This window comes from Serratia sp. JKS296, assembly GCF_900215445.1.
In the GTDB taxonomy this organism is placed as follows: Bacteria; Pseudomonadota; Gammaproteobacteria; order Enterobacterales; family Enterobacteriaceae; genus Serratia; species Serratia marcescens.
This window is the reverse complement of sequence record NZ_OCMX01000001.1, coordinates 3,789,788-3,807,959: the sequence shown is the minus strand read 5'-3', so window position 1 is coordinate 3,807,959 and position 18,172 is coordinate 3,789,788. Positions and strand designations below refer to the sequence as shown.

Annotated in this window: 14 protein-coding genes; 7 read left to right on the top strand and 7 right to left on the bottom strand. The window is 58.4% G+C overall.

Going from position 1 to position 18,172, the window contains the following annotated elements:
- Positions 1–7: 7 nt before the first annotated feature.
- The 3 genes from nagC to nagB are packed head-to-tail and all read right to left on the bottom strand — an operon-like array spanning position 8 to position 3,214.
- Complete coding sequence (gene nagC, locus CRO23_RS18260) at positions 8–1,228, bottom strand: DNA-binding transcriptional regulator NagC (protein ID WP_016928760.1); 1,221 nt, start codon at positions 1,226–1,228, stop codon at positions 8–10.
- A 27-nt stretch (positions 1,229–1,255) separates the two neighbouring features.
- The gene (nagA, locus tag CRO23_RS18255) at positions 1,256–2,395 is read right to left on the bottom strand and encodes an N-acetylglucosamine-6-phosphate deacetylase (protein WP_016928759.1); all 1,140 of its coding nucleotides are present in this window, start codon (positions 2,393–2,395) and stop codon (positions 1,256–1,258) included.
- Positions 2,396–2,413: 18 nt separating this feature from the next.
- Positions 2,414–3,214, bottom strand: coding sequence for a glucosamine-6-phosphate deaminase (gene nagB, locus CRO23_RS18250; RefSeq protein WP_016928758.1), 801 nt, complete (start codon positions 3,212–3,214; stop codon positions 2,414–2,416).
- A gap of 334 nt (positions 3,215–3,548) precedes the next feature.
- On the opposite strand from nagB, the gene nagE reads away from it, so the two are divergent.
- The 5 genes from nagE to CRO23_RS18225 all read left to right on the top strand — a co-directional run bounded on the left by nagE (position 3,549) and on the right by CRO23_RS18225 (position 12,516).
- Positions 3,549–5,585: an N-acetylglucosamine-specific PTS transporter subunit IIBC gene (gene nagE, locus CRO23_RS18245; RefSeq protein ID WP_028127712.1), complete on the top strand. Its 2,037-nt coding sequence runs from the start codon at positions 3,549–3,551 to the stop codon at positions 5,583–5,585.
- 240 nt (positions 5,586–5,825) lie between these two features.
- Positions 5,826–7,490: a glutamine--tRNA ligase gene (gene glnS / locus CRO23_RS18240; protein ID WP_016928756.1), complete on the top strand. Its 1,665-nt coding sequence runs from the start codon at positions 5,826–5,828 to the stop codon at positions 7,488–7,490.
- A gap of 578 nt (positions 7,491–8,068) precedes the next feature.
- Positions 8,069–9,472: a chitoporin ChiP gene (gene chiP, locus CRO23_RS18235; protein WP_016928755.1), complete on the top strand. Its 1,404-nt coding sequence runs from the start codon at positions 8,069–8,071 to the stop codon at positions 9,470–9,472.
- 46 nt (positions 9,473–9,518) lie between these two features.
- Positions 9,519–9,845, top strand: coding sequence for a ChiQ/YbfN family lipoprotein (chiQ, locus tag CRO23_RS18230; protein WP_016928754.1), 327 nt, complete (start codon positions 9,519–9,521; stop codon positions 9,843–9,845).
- A gap of 13 nt (positions 9,846–9,858) precedes the next feature.
- Positions 9,859–12,516: a beta-N-acetylhexosaminidase gene (locus CRO23_RS18225; RefSeq protein ID WP_016928753.1), complete on the top strand. Its 2,658-nt coding sequence runs from the start codon at positions 9,859–9,861 to the stop codon at positions 12,514–12,516.
- A gap of 251 nt (positions 12,517–12,767) precedes the next feature.
- Here CRO23_RS18225 and fur read toward each other — a convergent pair whose 3' ends face one another.
- The 4 genes from fur to ybfF form a co-directional block, all read right to left on the bottom strand.
- Positions 12,768–13,214: a ferric iron uptake transcriptional regulator gene (gene fur, locus CRO23_RS18220; protein WP_004939939.1), complete on the bottom strand. Its 447-nt coding sequence runs from the start codon at positions 13,212–13,214 to the stop codon at positions 12,768–12,770.
- A 329-nt stretch (positions 13,215–13,543) separates the two neighbouring features.
- Positions 13,544–14,083, bottom strand: coding sequence for a flavodoxin FldA (gene fldA, locus CRO23_RS18215; RefSeq protein WP_004939938.1), 540 nt, complete (start codon positions 14,081–14,083; stop codon positions 13,544–13,546).
- A 255-nt stretch (positions 14,084–14,338) separates the two neighbouring features.
- Complete coding sequence (gene ybfE, locus CRO23_RS18210; protein WP_004939936.1) at positions 14,339–14,626, bottom strand: LexA regulated protein; 288 nt, start codon at positions 14,624–14,626, stop codon at positions 14,339–14,341.
- A 256-nt stretch (positions 14,627–14,882) separates the two neighbouring features.
- A complete protein-coding gene (ybfF, locus tag CRO23_RS18205; protein ID WP_016928752.1) occupies positions 14,883–15,656 on the bottom strand; it encodes an esterase in 774 nt (257 codons plus the stop codon).
- A gap of 224 nt (positions 15,657–15,880) precedes the next feature.
- Here ybfF and seqA point away from each other — a divergent pair, with 224 nt between their 5' ends.
- On the top strand, positions 15,881–16,423 hold the full coding sequence (seqA, locus tag CRO23_RS18200) for a replication initiation negative regulator SeqA (RefSeq protein ID WP_016928751.1): 543 nt from the start codon (positions 15,881–15,883) through the stop codon (positions 16,421–16,423).
- A 77-nt stretch (positions 16,424–16,500) separates the two neighbouring features.
- On the top strand, positions 16,501–18,144 hold the full coding sequence (pgm, locus tag CRO23_RS18195; RefSeq protein ID WP_097102612.1) for a phosphoglucomutase (alpha-D-glucose-1,6-bisphosphate-dependent): 1,644 nt from the start codon (positions 16,501–16,503) through the stop codon (positions 18,142–18,144).
- Positions 18,145–18,172 lie beyond the last annotated feature (28 nt).

Genomic DNA, 18,172 nt, shown 5'->3' with positions numbered 1-18,172 from the left:
CGGCGGATCAGCTTTCCAGCAATCGCTGCAAGAGCACGCCGTTGAGCATCGCGCGTTTGGCCAGGGCGAAAGCGCCGATCGCCGAGCGATGATTGAGTTCGGAGGTCACCACCGGCAGATTTTTGCGGAAGTCCTTCAGCACCTGGGTATTGATGCAGCTTTGGATCGCCGGCAGCAACACCTTGTCCGCTTCGGTGATCTCACCGGCGATCACCACCTTCTGCGGATTGAACAGGTTGATGGCGATGGCCACCGCCTTGCCCAGATAGCGGCCGACGTGTTCGATCACTTCGCTGGCCAGCAGATCGCCGCGGTTGGCGGCCTTGCAGATGGCGTTGATGCCGCAGTCTTCCAGCGTCAGTTTGCTCGGGTAGCCCTGGCTCAGCAGCTGGCGCACGCGCTGTTCGATCGCCGCGTTGGCGGCCACCGTTTCCAGGCAGCCGAAGTTGCCGCAGTGGCAGCGTTCGCCGAGCGGATCGATCTGGATATGGCCGATCTCGCCGACGTTGCCGTTGTTGCCGAGAAAAATCTGCCCGTTGACGATGATGCCGGCGCCGGTGCCGCGGTGCAGGCGCACCAATATCGAGTCTTCGCAGTCGCGGGTGGCGCCGAAGTAGTGCTCCGCCAGCGCCAGGCTGCGGATATCGTGGCCGACGAAGCTGGTGACGTTAAAGCGCTGCTGCAGGTTGTCCACCAGCGCCCAGTTGCTGACGCTGATGTGCGGCATATAGCGCACCACGCCCAGCGCCGGATCCACCAGGCCGGGCAGGATCACCGCGATGGCGATCAGCTCGCGCAGGCGGCGCTGGTTCGCTTCGATGAATTGAGTGATGGCGGCGAACAGCGCATTCTCCAGCGTTTCCTGGGTGCGTTCCGGCAGCGGATAGTGTTCTTCACTGAGCGATTTACCGCTCATGTCATACAGCGTGATGGTGGCGTCGTGGCGGCCGAGGCGCACCGCGACGGTATGGAAATGACGGGTTTCCGACACGATGGAGATCGCGCGGCGGCCGCCGGTGGAGGCTTGCTGATCGACTTCTTTGATCAACCCGCGCTCCAGCAGCTGGCGAGTAATCTTAGTGACGCTGGCGGGGGCGAGCTGGCTGAGTTCGGCGATTTGAATGCGCGAGATCGGGCCCTGTTGGTCGATCAGGCGATAAACTGCCGCGCCGTTAAGTTGTTTGACTAAGTCAACGTTCCCTATTTGTGCTTGTCCGCCAGTGCTCATCAATAATGTTACTCGCTGTTCATTGAATTAAACCTCGTTACCGTTAACGAGCGTTTTGGTGATCTTGAAATCACGGGTGAAGGCGGTCAGGTTAGCCACCTTGCCGGCTTCGAGGGTGCCCAGACGGTGATCGACGCCGATCGCGCGCGCCGGGTACAGCGTCGCCATGCGCAGCGCTTCGTCCAGCGCGATGCCGATATGCTCGACGCTGTTTTGCACCGCTTCGATCATGGTCAGCGCGGAACCGCTCAGGGTGCCGTTCTCATCCACGCACAGCCCATCCCGATAGTATATTGTTTTACCGGCGAAAATAAATTGGTCAATATCTGCACCCGCCGGTGCGGTCGCGTCGGTGACCAAGACCAATTTATCACCTTTCAGGCGTTTGGCGTTACGGATACTCGCCCAGGCTACGTGATGGCCGTCGGCGATGATGCCGGTATAGACCTCCGGCGTATCGAAGATAGCCCCCATCAGCCCCGGTTCGCGGCCGGTGATATACGGCATGGCGTTGTACAGGTGGGTGGCGAAGCTGATGCCGGCGGCGAAGCCGGTGCGCGCCTGATCGTAGGTGGCGTTCGAGTGGCCGGCGGAGACCACGATGCCGGCCTCGGTCAGCTGCTTGATAAAGTGCGGCTCAACCATTTCCGGCGCCAGCGTCACCTTGGTGATCACGTCGGCGTTGGCGCACAGGTAATCGATCATGTCCTGGGACGGCTTGCGAATGAACGCCGGGTTGTGGGTGCCTTTTTTCACCGGGCTGAGGTACGGCCCTTCCAGGTGCAGGCCCAACGCCTGGTTTTGGTGCTTTTTCAGATAAGCGCGCATCACGTCGACGCTGTGCTTCATGAATTCGTCGCTGCTGGTGATCAGCGTCGGCAGATAGCTGGTGCAGCCGGATTTCTCGTTGGCGCGCTGCATGATCTCCAGCGTTTCTTCCGAGATGGCTTCCAGCGAATCGTTGAACTGGACGCCGCCGCAGCCGTTCAGCTGCACGTCGATAAGCCCGGGGGCCAGGATGGCGCCACCCAGGTCGCGCGTTTCGATGCCGGCGGGCAATTCAGCCACCGGGCAGACTTTCTCAATCAGCCCATCAGCGATAATGACTGCATGGTCATCAAGTACGTCGTGGCCGGTATAGATTCGGCCGTGGGTTAAAGCGAACATCGTAGCCCCCTGCAAAGATTAAAGACTTTTCACGCTTTCCGCTTCTAACTCGCGGAAATATTTGACGGTTTTGACTTTCAGTTCCATGGTGGCCGGTTCGTCGCACACCACCACCGCTTTGGCGTGCAGCTGCAGGCAGCTGATGGTCCACATGTGGTTGATGTTGCCTTCCACAGCGGCTTCCAGCGCCTGCGCCTTGGCGTGGCCGGTCACCAGGATCATCACCTCTTCCGCGTCCAGCAGCGTACCCACGCCGACGGTCAGCGCATATTTCGGCACCAGGCTGACGTCGCCGCCGAAGAAGCGCGAGTTGGCGATGCGGGTGTCTTCGGTCAGCGTTTTGATGCGGGTGCGCGAAGCCAGGGACGAAGCCGGCTCGTTGAACGCGATATGGCCGTCGATACCCACGCCGCCCATGAACAGGTTAATTTTGCCGTAAGACTTGATCTTCTCTTCGTACTGGCGGCACTCGGCGTCGACATCCGCGGCGTTGCCGTTCAGCAGATTGATATTTTCACGAGGAATATCAATGTGGTCAAAGAAGTTGCGGTACATGAAGGTGTGGTAGCTTTCCGGGTGTTCCTGCGGCAGGCCAACGTACTCGTCCATGTTGAAAGTCACAACATGCTTAAAGCTTACTTCACCTGCTTTGTGCATCGCAATCAGATGTTTGTAGGCTTCCAGCGGCGTGCCGCCGGTAGGCAGGCCGAGTACAAACGGGCGCTCTGCGGTTGGCTTGAATGCGTTGATGCGTTGAACGATATGACGCGCGGCCCATTTGCCGACTTGTGCGGTATCTTTCAGTGGGATAAGTCTCATCTAACACCTCTTGGGATAAGTAAACTAAAGCTATACTGTACGGGCCTGCGGGAGTCCTAAGCGTAACCCAGCTTTATGATTCTCGCGTGAATCGTCCGTCCGGTTGATTTTTTGAATGATAAAATAAGTTTTGTGTGATGGCCAGCAATCTGGGAGGTGAAGACTACTTTTTGGTGATATTTATCACAAAAAGGGAGGTTTTAATTTGCGATACAAAATAAATTTTTTACACTCGGCATGAGTGATACGTGCCAAGCATTGTTTCTAAAAAGGTAGTGAGAGCTTCAAATAAACTACTAATAGGGTCCGTCCGCGGACAACATAGGGGGAAAAGGTGAACATTCTTAGTTATTTGCAAAAGGTGGGACGGGCGCTGATGGTGCCGGTCGCCACGCTGCCCGCCGCCGCCATCTTGATGGGCGTCGGGTACTGGATTGACCCTGTTGGTTGGGGCGGCGACAACGCTTTCGCTGCCTTATTGATTAAGTCTGGCTCTGCGATTATCGATCATATGGCGGTGTTGTTCGCCGTTGGTGTCGCCTACGGCATGTCCAAAGACAAGGACGGCTCTGCCGCACTGACCGGCTTCGTCGGTTTCCTGGTGCTGACTACCCTCTGTTCACCGGCCGCCGTGTCGATGATTCAGAAGATCCCGCTCGATCAGGTGCCTGCCGCGTTCGGCAAGATTGAGAACCAGTTCGTCGGTATTCTGGTGGGTATCATCTCCGCCGAAGTGTACAACCGCTTCAGCGGCGTTGAGCTGCCTAAGGCGCTGTCGTTCTTCAGCGGCCGCCGTTTGGTGCCGATCCTCATTTCCTTCCTGATGATCCTGGTCGCTTACATCCTGATGTTCGTCTGGCCAGTCGTGTTCGGCGCTCTGGTGAGCTTCGGCGAACACATCCAAAAATTGGGCTCCGTCGGCGCGGGCATCTATGCCTTCTTCAACCGCCTGCTGATCCCGGTCGGCTTGCACCACGCGCTGAACTCGGTGTTCTGGTTCGACGTGGCCGGCATCAACGATATCCCTAACTTCCTCGGCGGCCAGCAGTCGATTGATGCGGGTAAAGCGGTTGTTGGCATCACCGGCCGTTATCAGGCGGGCTTCTTCCCGATCATGATGTTCGGTCTGCCGGGCGCGGCGCTGGCCATCTATCACTGCGCGCGTCCTGAGAATAAGGCGAAGGTGCTGGGGATCATGATGGCAGGGGCATTCGCTGCCTTCTTTACCGGCATCACCGAACCGCTGGAGTTCTCCTTCATGTTCGTGGCGCCGGTGCTGTACGTGATCCACGCCGTGCTGACCGGTATCTCGGTGTTCATCGCTGCTAACATGCATTGGATTTCAGGCTTCGGTTTCAGCGCCGGCCTGGTGGATATGATGCTGTGGGTGCGTAACCCGCTGGCGACCCACTGGTATATGCTGATCCCGCAGGGCCTGGTGTTCTTCGTTATCTACTATGTGGTGTTCCGCTTCACCATCAACAAGTTCAACCTGATGACCCCGGGCCGCGAGCTGGCGGTTGCCGGTGACGAAACCGACGGTTATGACGTCAACGTCAACAGCAGCGCCGGTAAAGACGAGAATGAAACCACCACGCTGGCCCGTCGCTACGTCGGCGCGATCGGCGGCTCCGACAACCTGACCGGCATCGACGCCTGCATCACCCGACTGCGTTTGAACGTGAAGGACTCTGCGCTGGTGAACGACGCATTGGCGAAGCGCCTCGGCGCGTCGGGCGTTATCCGTCTGAACAAGCAGAGCGTGCAAGTGATCGTCGGCACCCGTGCCGAGCTGATTGCCAGCGCAATGCGCAACGTAATTGCGGCCGGCCCGGTGGCGGCTGCGGCGGCTCCGGCGGCGGCTCCTGCTGCGGAAGCCAAACCGCAGGCGGTGCCGAACGCACCGAAAGCCGCGTTTGAAACGCTGGTGGCGCCGGTAACCGGTGAAGTGGTGGCGCTCGATCAGGTGCCGGACGAAGCCTTCGCCAGCAAGGCGGTAGGCGACGGCCTGGCGATTCGCCCGACCGACAACATCGTCGTGTCGCCGGCTGACGGCACCGTGGTGAAAATCTTCAATACCAACCACGCCTTCTGCCTGGAAACCGACAAGGGCGCTGAGATTGTGGTGCACATGGGGATCGACACCGTCGCGCTGGAAGGCCAGGGCTTCAAACGCCTGGTGGAAGAGGGCGCGGAAGTGAAAGCCGGTCAACCGATTCTGGAACTGGATTTGGATTACCTGAACGCCAATGCGCGTTCGATGATCAGCCCGGTGGTGGTCAGCAACTCTGACGACTATGCCGGCCTGGCGGCGCTGGCCAGCGGCTCAGTGGTCGCCGGCCAGACCAAGCTGTACGAGATCCAAAAGTAAGGCCGTTTTTACCTGAGTAGTACCCGGGGCCGGTCACGCATCATGGCGGAGTTTGCCCCGACTTGGCGGGAAGAGAGCGATCTCTTCCCGCTTTTTTTATCCCGTTTCGCGCCACGGCGGCGCGCTGCGCGTCGAGGGTGCAATATGCCGCATTTTTCGTGAAACAAACGGTTGTTTCCAGACGTGGCTTGTTGGATCATAGGCGGTTATGTGTAGCGCTTTGCATTGAGGAACAGTGAAATGAGTGAGGCTGAAGCCCGCCCAACCAATTTTATCCGTCAGATCGTCGATGAAGATCTGGCGTCGGGGAAACACACGTCGGTACATACCCGTTTCCCGCCGGAGCCTAACGGCTATCTGCATATCGGCCACGCCAAGTCCATCTGCCTGAACTTCGGCATCGCCAAGGACTATCAGGGCCAGTGCAACCTGCGTTTCGATGACACCAACCCGGTGAAAGAAGACATCGAGTTCGTGGAGTCAATCAAGCACGACGTGGAGTGGCTGGGCTTTGAGTGGAGCGGCAACGTTCATTACTCCTCAGACTATTTCGATCAGCTGCACCAGTATGCGGTTGAGCTGATCACCAAGGGGCTGGCCTACGTCGATGAGCTGTCGCCGGAGCAGATCCGTGAATATCGCGGCACCCTGACCGCGCCGGGCAAAGACAGCCCGTACCGCGACCGCAGCGTGGAAGAGAACCTGGCGCTGTTCGAGAAGATGCGCAACGGCGAGTTCGCCGAAGGCGCCGCCTGCCTGCGCGCCAAGATCGATATGGCTTCGCCGTTTATCGTGATGCGCGATCCGGTGCTGTACCGCATCAAGTTCGCCGAACACCACCAGACCGGCAACAAATGGTGCATCTACCCGATGTACGATTTCACCCACTGCATTTCCGATGCGCTGGAAGGGATCACCCATTCGCTGTGTACTCTGGAATTCCAGGATAACCGCCGTCTGTATGACTGGGTGCTGGATAACATCACCATTCCTTGCCACCCGCGGCAGTACGAGTTTTCGCGTCTCAACCTCGAATACGCCATCATGTCGAAGCGCAAGCTGCACCAGCTGGTGGCCGAGAAGATCGTCGAAGGTTGGGATGACCCGCGCATGCCGACCGTCTCCGGCCTGCGCCGTCGCGGTTATACCGCCGCCTCGATTCGCGAGTTTTGCCTGCGCATCGGCGTGACCAAGCAAGACAACAACGTCGAGATGGTGGCGCTGGAGTCCTGCATTCGCGACGATCTTAACGAGAACGCCCCGCGCGCTATGGCGGTGCTGGATCCGGTGAAAGTCGTCATCGAGAACATGGGCGATGCGGTGGAAATGGTCACCATGCCTAACCACCCGAACAAGCCGGAAATGGGCAGCCGCGATGTGCCGTTCAGCCGCGAGATCTATATCGATCGCGCCGACTTCCGCGAAGAAGCCAACAAGCAGTACAAGCGTCTGGTGCTGGGCAAGGAAGTGCGTCTGCGCAATGCGTACGTGATCAAGGCCGAGCGCGTCGAGAAGGACGAAGCGGGCGAGATCACCACCATTTTCTGCAGCTACGATGCGGAAACGCTGAGCAAAGATCCTGCCGACGGCCGCAAGGTGAAGGGCGTGATCCACTGGGTGTCCGCGGCGCACGCGCTGCCGGCGGAAATTCGCCTGTACGATCGCCTGTTCAGCGTGCCTAACCCAGGCGCGGCGGAGGATTTCCTCTCCACCATCAACCCGGAATCGCTGGTCATCAAGCACGGCTTCGTCGAGCCGAGTCTGGCGGCCGCACAGCCGGAGAAGGCCTACCAGTTCGAGCGTGAAGGCTACTTCTGCGCCGACAACCGTTACTCGTCGGCCGATCATCTGGTGTTTAACCGCACCGTCGGCCTGCGTGATACCTGGGCGAAAATCGAAGGCTAATCTTATTCGCCTCGAAAATTAATGAATCAGCGCGGCTTAGACCGCGCTTTTTTTATGTCTGCCATTGAGCAAATCATCTATTCCTGCCGAGTTATTCCGGGCCGTGTTTAATTAACCGCGGTGCGTTAATCAATAAGTTTTCTGATATTGGGTTTAATATTCTTAATTTTTGCTTATATATTCGTGATGCGAATTAATTTCATTTAGAGAGCGCTCTCAGATTTTATCTTCTGGCTGACGAATTCGGCCAGGCTGAAACCATTAATCGTCTCTGGTTGACCTTGTATCTCAATTTATTCTGATTTAATTGAATTTTTTATTCGATACCTTCCATGAACACCGGCGTAACAAAATATCACTGATATGTGCTGCTTGTCATACTTTGACAAATCTCCCGCATTTTTTGTTTGATAATTCGCGTCGCGAAAAATAGTCTGTCTGTAGCAATTAGTGCTGTGGGAATAACATCTCGTCGGCAATTTTTTTTACCCGTTCGGGTTTTTTATTGGCAGTCGTGCAGGGCAGTGGTGAACACAGGCGGCTGCAACTTTTAAGTTAAGTCAAAGAGGAATTTCACTATGGGTACGCACGGTGCTCAGCGTAAAACGCTGGCGCTCGCAGTCGCGGGCGCGCTGTTGGGAACAGGGTTTGCCATGGCGCCTGAGGCGAAAGCCGCAGGGTTTATCGATGATTCCACGCTGACCGGCGGCATCTATTACTGGCAACGTGAGCGTGACCGTAAAGATCTCAATCCGGACAGCAAGGATTACAACCAATACACCACCAACCTGTCGCATTCCACCGCCAACCTGAGCCTGGATTTCGCGTCGGGCTACGCCTGGGACATGTTCGGTCTGGACGTCGGCACTTTTACCGCCATCGAACTGGCTGAATCCAGCGCCAGCGGTCACCCGAACGAAATCGCGTTCTCCTCGAAGAACCGTACCTACGACGAAGACTACTCCGGTGATAAAGGCGGTATCAGCCTGTACAAAGCCGCCGCCAAATTCAAATACGGCCCGGTCTGGGCGCGCGCCGGCTACATTCAGCCGAGCGGCCAAACCCTGCTGGCGCCGCACTGGAGCTTTATGCCGGGCACCTATCAGGGCGCCGAGGCCGGCGCCAAGTTCGACTACGGCGATGCCGGCGCGTTGAGCTTCTCCTACATGTGGGCCGACAAATACAAGGCGCCGTGGCATATCGAGGTGGACGACTTCCGCCAGAATGATAAGAAAACCCGCGTCTCCTATCTGCACTCGCTGGGCGCCAAGTACGATTTCAAAAACGATCTGGTGCTGGAAGCCGCTTTCGGCCAAGCCCAGGGGTACGTGAATCAGTACTTCACCAAGGCGTCTTACAAATTCGATCTGCTGGGCAACCCGCTGACCACCAGTTACCAGTTCTACGGCGCGGAAGACCGCATCAGCGACAAGAACGATCCGAACAGCATCTACGACGGCCTGGCCTGGCTGCAGGCGCTGACCTTCGGTTACACCACCGGCCAGTTCAACTGGCGTCTGGAAGGCACCATGGTCAAGGCGGAAGGCAACCAGGGCTTCTTCCTGCAGCGTATGACCCCGACCTACGCCTCATCCAACGGCCGTCTGGACGTGTGGTGGGACAACCGCTCCGACTTTAACGCCAACGGCGAGAAAGCGGTGTACGCCGGCGTGATGTACGACCTCAGCAACTGGAACCTGCCGGGCATGGCGGTCGGCGGCTCCTACGTTTACGCCTGGGACGCCAAGCCGAGCACCAACCCAATCTACGATCAGAGCCAGCGCCTGAAAGAGAGCGCCTGGAGCCTGGACGCGATGTACACCATCCAGGAAGGGCGCGCCAAGGGCACCCTGATCAAGCTGCACTATACCCAGTATGACAACCACACCAACATCCCGAGCTGGGGCGGCGGTTACGGCAACATCTTCCAGGACGAGAAAGACGTCAAGTTCATGGTCATCGCGCCATTCACCATCTTCTGATGCGTTCCCCGGCCTCGCCGCCGGGGGCAGTTAAGGGAATTCAACGATGAAAAAAATCATGCTGATGTTGGCGGCCGCCGCGGCCTTGAGCGCCTGTGCGCAACCCGCCGCACCGCCGGAAGACGCCAAATTGAAGCAGGCTTACAGCGCCTGCATCAACACCGCCGAAGGTTCGCCGGAGCGTCTGCAGCCCTGCAAGTCGGTGCTGAACGTGCTGAAACAAGAAAAACAGCACCAGCAGTTTGCTGAGCAGGAAACGGTGCGGGTGATGGATTATCAGAACTGCATTATGGCGGTTCACAGCGGTAACGGTCAGGCTTATGACGCCAAGTGCGGCAAGCTGTGGCAAGAAATTCGCGATAACAATAATTAAGAAGGATGAGAAGATGAACGCATTCAAACTGAGCGCGCTTGCCGCCTTGACGGCAACGATGGGATTCCTGGGCGGTATGGGGAGCGCCATGGCCGATCAACAGCTGGTGGATCAACTGAGCCAGCTGAAGCTGAACGTGAAAATGCTGGATAACCGCGCCGGCGAAAACGGCGTGGATTGCGCGGCGCTGGGCGCTGACTGGGCTTCTTGCAACCGGGTGTTGTTCACCCTCAGCAACGACGGCCAGGCGATCGACGGCAAAGACTGGGTCATCTATTTCCACAGCCCGCGGCAGACCTTGCGGGTGGACAACGACCAGTTCAAGATCGCGCATCTGACCGGCGATCTGTACAAGCTGGAGCCGACCGCCAAATTCAGCGGTTTCCCGGCCGGTAAGGCGGTGGAAATCCCGGTGGTCGCCGAATACTGGCAGTTGTTCAGAAACGACTTCCTGCCGCGTTGGTATGCCACCTCCGGCGACGCTAAGCCGAAAATGCTGGCGAATACCGACACCGAAAACCTGGATCAGTTTGTGGCGCCGTTCACCGGCGACCAGTGGAAGCGCACCAAGGACGACAAAAACATTCTGATGACGCCGGCTTCGCGCTTTGTCAGCAATGCCGATCTGCAGACGCTGCCCGCCGGCGCGCTGCGCGGCAAGATCGTGCCGACGCCGATGCAGGTGAAGGTCCACGCACAGGACGCCGACTTGCGCAAAGGGGTGGCGCTGGATCTGAGCACGCTGGTCAAGCCGGCGGCGGACGTCGTCAGTCAGCGTTTCGCGCTGCTGGGCGTGCCGGTTCAGACCAACGGTTACCCGATCAAGACCGATATCCAGCCGGGCAAGTTTAAAGGCGCGATGGCGGTATCGGGCGCCTATGAGCTGAAAATCGGCAAGAAAGAGGCGCAAGTGATCGGCTTCGATCAGGCCGGGGTGTTCTACGGGCTGCAGTCGATCCTGTCGTTAGTGCCGAGCGACGGCAGCGGCAAGATCGCCACGCTGGACGCCAGCGATGCGCCACGCTTCCCGTATCGCGGCATTTTCCTCGACGTGGCGCGCAACTTCCATAAGAAGGACGCGGTGCTGCGTCTGCTGGATCAGATGGCGGCTTACAAGCTCAATAAATTCCACTTCCACCTGAGCGATGACGAAGGCTGGCGCATCGAGATCCCCGGCTTGCCTGAGTTGACGGAAGTCGGCGGCCAGCGCTGCCACGATCTGAGCGAAACCACCTGCCTGCTGCCGCAGTACGGCCAGGGGCCGGACGTCTACGGCGGCTTCTTCAGCCGTCAGGACTACATCGACATCATCAAATACGCCCAGGCGCGCCAGATTGAAGTGATCCCGGAGATCGACATGCCGGCGCACGCCCGCGCCGCGGTGGTTTCGATGGAAGCGCGCTATAAAAAGCTGCATGCCGCTGGCAAAGAGCAGGAGGCCAACGAATTCCGTCTGGTGGATCCGACCGATACCTCCAACACCACCTCCGTGCAGTTCTTTAACCGCCAGAGCTACCTGAACCCGTGCCTGGATTCCTCCCAGCGCTTTGTCGACAAGGTGATCGGCGAGATTGCCCAGATGCATAAAGAAGCCGGGCAGCCGATCAAGACCTGGCACTTTGGCGGCGATGAGGCGAAAAACATCCGCCTGGGCGCCGGCTATACCGACAAGGCGAAACCGGAACCGGGTAAAGGCATCATTGACCAGAGTAATGAAGACAAGCCGTGGGCCAAGTCGCAGGTGTGCCAGACGATGATCAAAGAGGGCAAAGTAGCCGACATGGAGCACCTGCCGAGCTACTTCGGCCAAGAGGTCAGCAAGCTGGTGAAGGCGCACGGCATCGACAGAATGCAGGCCTGGCAAGACGGCCTGAAAGACGCCGAAAGTTCGAAGGCGTTCGCCACCTCGCGCGTGGGCGTCAACTTCTGGGACACCCTGTATTGGGGCGGTTTCGACAGCGTTAACGATTGGGCCAATAAAGGGTATGAAGTGGTGGTTTCCAACCCGGACTACGTCTACATGGACTTCCCTTACGAGGTGAATCCGGACGAGCGCGGTTACTACTGGGGCACCCGCTTCAGCGACGAGCGCAAGGTGTTCAGCTTCGCGCCGGACAACATGCCGCAGAACGCGGAAACCTCGGTCGACCGCGACGGCAACCACTTCAACGCCAAAAGCGACAAGCCGTGGCCGGGCGCCTACGGTCTGTCCGCTCAGCTGTGGAGCGAAACCCAGCGCACCGATCCGCAGATGGAATACATGATCTTCCCGCGCGCGCTTTCGGTGGCGGAACGCGCCTGGCACCGCGCCGGTTGGGAGCAGGACTATCGCGCCGGCCGCGAATACAAAGGCGGGGAAACCCACTTTGTCGATACCCAGGCGCTGGAGAAAGACTGGCTGCGCTTCGCCAATATCCTGGGCCAACGTGAACTGGCCAAGCTGGACAAAGGCGGCGTCGCTTATCGTCTGCCGGTGCCGGGCGCCCGCGTGGCGGGCGGCAAGCTGGAAGCGAATATCGCGCTGCCGGGATTGGGCATCGAGTATTCCACCGACGGCGGCAAGCAGTGGCAGCGCTATGACGCCAAGGCCAAGCCGGCGGTCTCCGGTGAAGTGCAGGTGCGTTCGGTCAGCCCGGACGGTAAACGCTACAGCCGCGCCGAGAAGGTCTAGGTCTGGCTCCGGGGCCCGTGGTTCTGGCGGTGGCCCGCATCATAATGAAGGGGGAATGCGTTCGCCCCCGCGCGTGCCGGCGTGGGGCGGATGTTGAAGTGAGAGCAGTACGTGGAGTCGCAGTGCCGCTGCAATTGTAGTATTTCATGACATGATCTTCCCCCGGCTTGTCCGGGGATTTTTTTGCCCGTTGTACGGCGGGCATAAAAAAACCGCCCCAATGTGAGGCGGTTTTTCATAGCCGGTCAGGCTTATTTCTTGTCGTGCAGCGATTCGTCTTCGCGGCAGTCACCGGTTTCACAGTGGCCGTACAGGTACAGACTGTGGTTGGTGAGCTTGATGCCGTGCTGCTTGGCGATATCACGCTGGCGCACTTCGATGGATTCATCACTGAATTCGATCACTTTGCCGCAGTCCAGGCAAATCAGGTGATCGTGGTGATGTTGTTGGGTCAGCTCGAACACGGACTTGCCGCCTTCGAAATTGTGACGTGTCACAATGCCCGCATCGTCAAACTGGTTCAGTACGCGATAAACCGTCGCCAGGCCGATCTCTTCGCCCATATCAATCAGTTTTTTGTACAAATCTTCCGCACTGACGTGATGGCATTCCGGATTTTGCAGTACTTCCAGGATTTTGAGTCGCGGAAGCGTGACTTTTAAGCCGGCCTTCTTCAATGCGATGTTGTTGTCGGTCATGCGAATTCAGTCCTGTTACTATGCTAATCAAGTTGAGGCGTACTCGCCTGTGGCATCGGTCGGCACAAAGAGTTAATGCGTCTCATTATAGAACCGGTTGTACTAAATGGAAACCGCCGGTTGTTAACAAAGATATAATTGCACTATTGCATGTTTTGCATGCAACGCCTTGATGGATGGGATAAACCGATATCTCAGTCTACCGTGACGGGGTGGGAAGTTACAAATCTGTAGCTTCTATCGCAGCAATCCCTGTTGCCGATGACGGCCCTGTCGGCACACTATGCACTTTACAGGGCCTTTGTTCAACCTTTCGCCAGTACCGGCGTTTAGCCGACGATATCGGCCAGGCTCAGCTCTTCGACGATCTGTTTGACCCAGGCGTCCACGCGCTCATTGGTCAGCTCCGGCTGACGGTCTTCGTCGATCGCCAGACCGATGAAGTGGTTGTCGTCCGCCAGGCCTTTGGATGCTTCGAAGTGGTAGCCTTTGGTCGGCCAGTGGCCCACGATGGCCGCGCCGCGCGGTTCGATGATGTCGCGGATGGTGCCCATCGCGTCACAGAAATATTCCGCGTAGTCTTCCTGGTCGCCGCAGCCGAACAGCGCCACCAGTTTGCCGTTGAAATCGACTTCTTCCAGCGTCGGGAAGAAATCATCCCAGTCACACTGCGCTTCACCGTAGTACCAGGTCGGGATACCCAGCAGCAGGATATCGAACCCTTCCAGGTCTTCTTTGCTGCTTTTGGCGATGTCATGCACTTCTGAGACATCGTCGCCAAACTGTTTCTGAAGAATTTTCTGGATCATTTTGGCAATGTTTTCGGTATTGCCAGTGTCGCTGCCAAAGAAAATGCCTACAGTAGCCATATCGCGTATAACCTTTAAATTCAATTAATTGCATTACTCGGCGCCGGCACTGCCGCCGATTAAAATGATGCCATGACAAGAGCCTTTCGCCATGGTGGCGGGCGCCGACAGGCGCAGTCTCTTACCGGTAAATGCGTATCATGCCAGAAAGTGGCGCCGGGGTTTTATCGCATTTATGCGATGCCGAAGGATGAAGAAAAGCGTGGTCGATCCGGCGTTGTCCTTAACGCCGCGCCGCGCGTGCGGCCGAAGAGATCAATGTTCCGGTTGTTCTTCCGCCAGTTGCGCCAACAGCATCTGCTCGATGAGTTCGCTGCGGCTGATGTTGCGCTGTTCCGCCAGTTTGTTCAGGGCGTCCACCGCATCCGCGTTGATTTTCAGCTCTACGCGCCGCAATCCGCGCACTTTATCGCGCCGTAACTGATTGCGCTTATTGATTCTAAGCTGTTCATCGCGGGAAAGCGGGTTGGTTTTCGGGCGCCCCGGACGGCGTTCATCTGCGAACAGATCCAGCGTCGTGCGATCCGTTTGTTCTTTTGCCATAGGTAGCGGTACTGCAAGGGAGTTTGCATCAAAAAGCGCTCGCACGCTTCCGGAGGCATCGATTAACACACTTCGGGCCAATAAACCCTAACCCAAATTTACCCCCGAACCGGCGTTCGCGAACGCGCTGGCGCGGCGGCAAAATTATAGCGCGCCATATTACCCCAGCAGATGGAGCGGCGACAATGCCTAACTGCGGGCTAAACGCGCTAAGCCGTTATCTTTAGCGCGTTTTTTCGCCAGATTAACGTATTTTTCAGGCTTCGCCGAGGAAACGGTGGATGGCGCGCAGCACCGCTTCCGGTTTTTCGGCGTGCACCCAATGGCCGGTGCCGGCGACGACGTGCGCGCGGGCCTGCGGGAACTGGCGGGCGATGTCTGCACGGTAGCTGTCCTGCACGTACGGCGACAGGCCGCCGCGAATGAACAGGGTCGGGTGTGGCCAGGCCGGGACTTCCTGCCAGCCGGTGATGTCTTCGTAGCGTTCGATCAGCACCGGCAGGTTGAAGCGCCATTCACCGTTATGGAAGGACTTCAGCAGGAACTGGATCACGCCTTCTTCCTGCAGGTAGTCGCGCATCAACTGGGCGGCCGCCTGGCGCTGGGTGATGCCGGCGGCGCTGACGGCCTTCAGCGCGGTGAAGATCTCGTCATGACGTCGGGTCTGGTAATCCACCGGCGCGACGTCGATGACGATCAGCTTGGCGATGCGCTCGGGCGCGATGGCGGTCAGCGCCATCGCCGCTTTGCCGCCCATCGAGTGGCCGATGACGATCGCTTTCTCCAGCTGCAGTTCGTCGAGCAGCGCCAGCAGATCCTGCGCCATGGCGGGGTAGTTCATGTCGTCGGCGCGCGGGGAGAGGCCATGGTTGCGCAGATCGACCTTGATCACACTGTGCTGTTTATGGAGATCGCGCGCCAGCACGCCCAGGTTGTCGAGATTGCCGAACAGGCCGTGGATCAGCAGCACCGGCAGCGCGTCTGACTCGGCGGCCAGCAGTTGATAATGTAATTTCATGGCGAAGTTCATACTGAGAGAGATTCAGATTAGGGTATCATGATTGAATCGCACGATGAATCATGCGGAATTTTCGCGGCGCGGGCTTGGCAGTGCCGGCTATAGGTATTAGTCTGCATTTGCCGTCCGGAGGCACATTGTTGTGTTCGCCCCAGCGCTTTTAACCTTATAATCCCATGGCTTGAATGCAGGATCTGGCTTCAGGTTCTAAGTAGAAAAAACAGTATTGGATAAAGATGAAAACTATTGAAGTCGACGAAGAGCTTTACCGTTATATTGCCAGCCACACGCAACACATCGGTGAAAGCGCGTCCGATATTTTACGCCGCATGTTGAAATTCACCGCCGGTCAGCCGGTGCGCGCGTTGCCTGCCGCCAGTGCGTCGTCGTCCGTCGAACTGGAAAAAGCGGCGCCGGTTCAGCGCCCGCGCGATCGCGTACGCGCCGTGCGTGAACTGCTGCTGTCGGATGAATACGCCGAGCAGAACAAAGCGGTCAACCGTTTCATGCTGGTGCTGTCCACGCTGTACACCCTCGATGCCGCCGGTTTCGCCGCCGCCACCGAGGCGTTGACCGGCCGCACCCGCACCTATTTCGCCGGCGATCAGCAGACCCTGCTGGCCAACGGCACGCACACCAAGCCGAAGCATGTGCCGGGCACCCCTTACTGGGTGATCACCAATACCAATACCGGCCGCAAGCGCAGCATGATCGAACACATCATGCAGGCGATGCAGTTCCCGGCGGAACTGATCGAGAAAGTTTGCGGTACCGTCTAATTTAGCGAACAGCCCGTCATGATGGCCGTGCGCGACGTATTTGCCCGGTCACCGACAGGGATGAGGGAGATATGTCGATGGCGAATAATCCACGTGCCGGGCAGCCCGCCCGTCAAAGCGATCTGATCAACGTAGCCCAGCTGACGTCGCAGTACTATGTGCTGCAACCGGAAGCCGGCAATGCCGCACATGCGGTGAAGTTTGGCACTTCCGGCCACCGCGGCAGCGTGCAGCGCCACAGCTTCAATGAGGCGCACATCCTCGCCATCGCTCAGGCGATCGCCGAAGTTCGTCATCAGCAGGGCACCACCGGCCCGTGCTACGTGGGCAAAGACACCCATGCGCTGTCCGAGCCGGCCTTTATTTCCGTGCTGGAAGTGCTGACCGCCAACGGCGTCGATGTGATCGTGCAGGAAAACAACGGCTTCACGCCAACGCCGGCGGTATCGCACGCCATTCTGTGCCACAACCGCCGCGGCGGCGCGCAGGCTGACGGCATCGTCATTACGCCGTCCCACAACCCGCCGGAAGACGGCGGCATCAAATACAACCCGCCGAACGGCGGCCCGGCTGACACCAACCTGACGTCGGTGATCGAAAAGCGCGCCAACGAACTGCTGGCGCAGCAGCTGAAAGGCGTTCAGCGCCAGTCGCTGGACAAGGCCTGGAACAGCGGCCACCTGCACGCCAAAGATTTGGTGCAGCCTTATGTCGAAGGGCTGGTTGACGTGGTCGACATGCCGGCCATTCAACGCGCCGGCCTGAAGCTGGGCGTGGATCCGCTCGGCGGCTCCGGCATCGCCTATTGGCAGCGGGTAGCGGAACACTACAAGCTGGATCTGACGCTGGTGAACGACTCCATCGATCAGACCTTCCGCTTCATGCACCTGGACCACGACGGCATCATCCGCATGGATTGCTCGTCCGAGTCGGCGATGGCCGGCCTGCTGGCGCTGCGCGACAAATTCGATCTGGCGTTCGCCAACGATCCGGATTATGACCGCCACGGCATCGTCACGCCGAAAGGCCTGATGAACCCGAACCACTATCTGGCGGTAGCCATCAACTACCTGTTCCAACATCGCCCGCAGTGGGGCGCCGATGTGGCGGTAGGTAAAACGCTGGTGTCTAGCGCGATGATCGACCGCGTGGTGGCTGACCTGGGCCGCAAGCTGGTGGAAGTGCCGGTCGGTTTCAAATGGTTCGTGGACGGCCTGTTCGACGGCAGCCTGGGCTTCGGCGGTGAAGAGAGCGCCGGGGCCTCGTTCCTGCGTTTCAACGGCCAGCCGTGGTCGACCGACAAAGACGGCATCATCATGTGCCTGCTGGCGGCTGAAATCACCGCGGTAACCGGTGAGAACCCGCAGCATCATTATGACGATCTGGCCAAGCGCTTCGGCGCGCCGAGCTACAACCGTATCCAGGCGCCGGCAACCCATGCGCAGAAAGCGGCGCTGTCCAAGCTGTCGCCGGAGATGGTCAAGGCCAGTACGCTGGGCGGGGATCCGATCACCGCACGTCTGACTGCGGCGCCGGGCAACGACGCGTCGATCGGCGGCCTGAAAGTCATGACCGACAACGGCTGGTTCGCGGCCCGTCCTTCCGGCACCGAAGAGGCTTACAAGATCTACTGCGAGAGCTTCCTCGGGGCGGAACACCGCGAGAAGATTGAGCACGAAGCGGTCGAGATCGTCAGCGAAGTGCTGGCTTCCGCCAAGTAATCGCTTTTCTTGATGGATAAAAAGCGCT

Bases quoted from the DNA above. Each gene is read 5' to 3' on its own strand.
- nagC (WP_016928760.1), bottom strand. From the start codon at position 1,228: ATGAGCACTGGCGGACAAGCACAAATAGGGAACGTTGACTTAGTCAAA.
- nagA (WP_016928759.1), bottom strand. From the start codon at position 2,395: ATGTTCGCTTTAACCCACGGCCGAATCTATACCGGCCACGACGTACTT.
- nagB (WP_016928758.1), bottom strand. From the start codon at position 3,214: ATGAGACTTATCCCACTGAAAGATACCGCACAAGTCGGCAAATGGGCC.
- glnS (WP_016928756.1), top strand. From the start codon at position 5,826: ATGAGTGAGGCTGAAGCCCGCCCAACCAATTTTATCCGTCAGATCGTC.
- chiP (WP_016928755.1), top strand. From the start codon at position 8,069: ATGGGTACGCACGGTGCTCAGCGTAAAACGCTGGCGCTCGCAGTCGCG.
- chiQ (WP_016928754.1), top strand. From the start codon at position 9,519: ATGAAAAAAATCATGCTGATGTTGGCGGCCGCCGCGGCCTTGAGCGCC.
- CRO23_RS18225 (WP_016928753.1), top strand. From the start codon at position 9,859: ATGAACGCATTCAAACTGAGCGCGCTTGCCGCCTTGACGGCAACGATG.
- fur (WP_004939939.1), bottom strand. From the start codon at position 13,214: ATGACCGACAACAACATCGCATTGAAGAAGGCCGGCTTAAAAGTCACG.
- fldA (WP_004939938.1), bottom strand. From the start codon at position 14,083: ATGGCTACTGTAGGCATTTTCTTTGGCAGCGACACTGGCAATACCGAA.
- ybfE (WP_004939936.1), bottom strand. From the start codon at position 14,626: ATGGCAAAAGAACAAACGGATCGCACGACGCTGGATCTGTTCGCAGAT.
- ybfF (WP_016928752.1), bottom strand. From the start codon at position 15,656: ATGAACTTCGCCATGAAATTACATTATCAACTGCTGGCCGCCGAGTCA.
- seqA (WP_016928751.1), top strand. From the start codon at position 15,881: ATGAAAACTATTGAAGTCGACGAAGAGCTTTACCGTTATATTGCCAGC.
- pgm (WP_097102612.1), top strand. From the start codon at position 16,501: ATGGCGAATAATCCACGTGCCGGGCAGCCCGCCCGTCAAAGCGATCTG.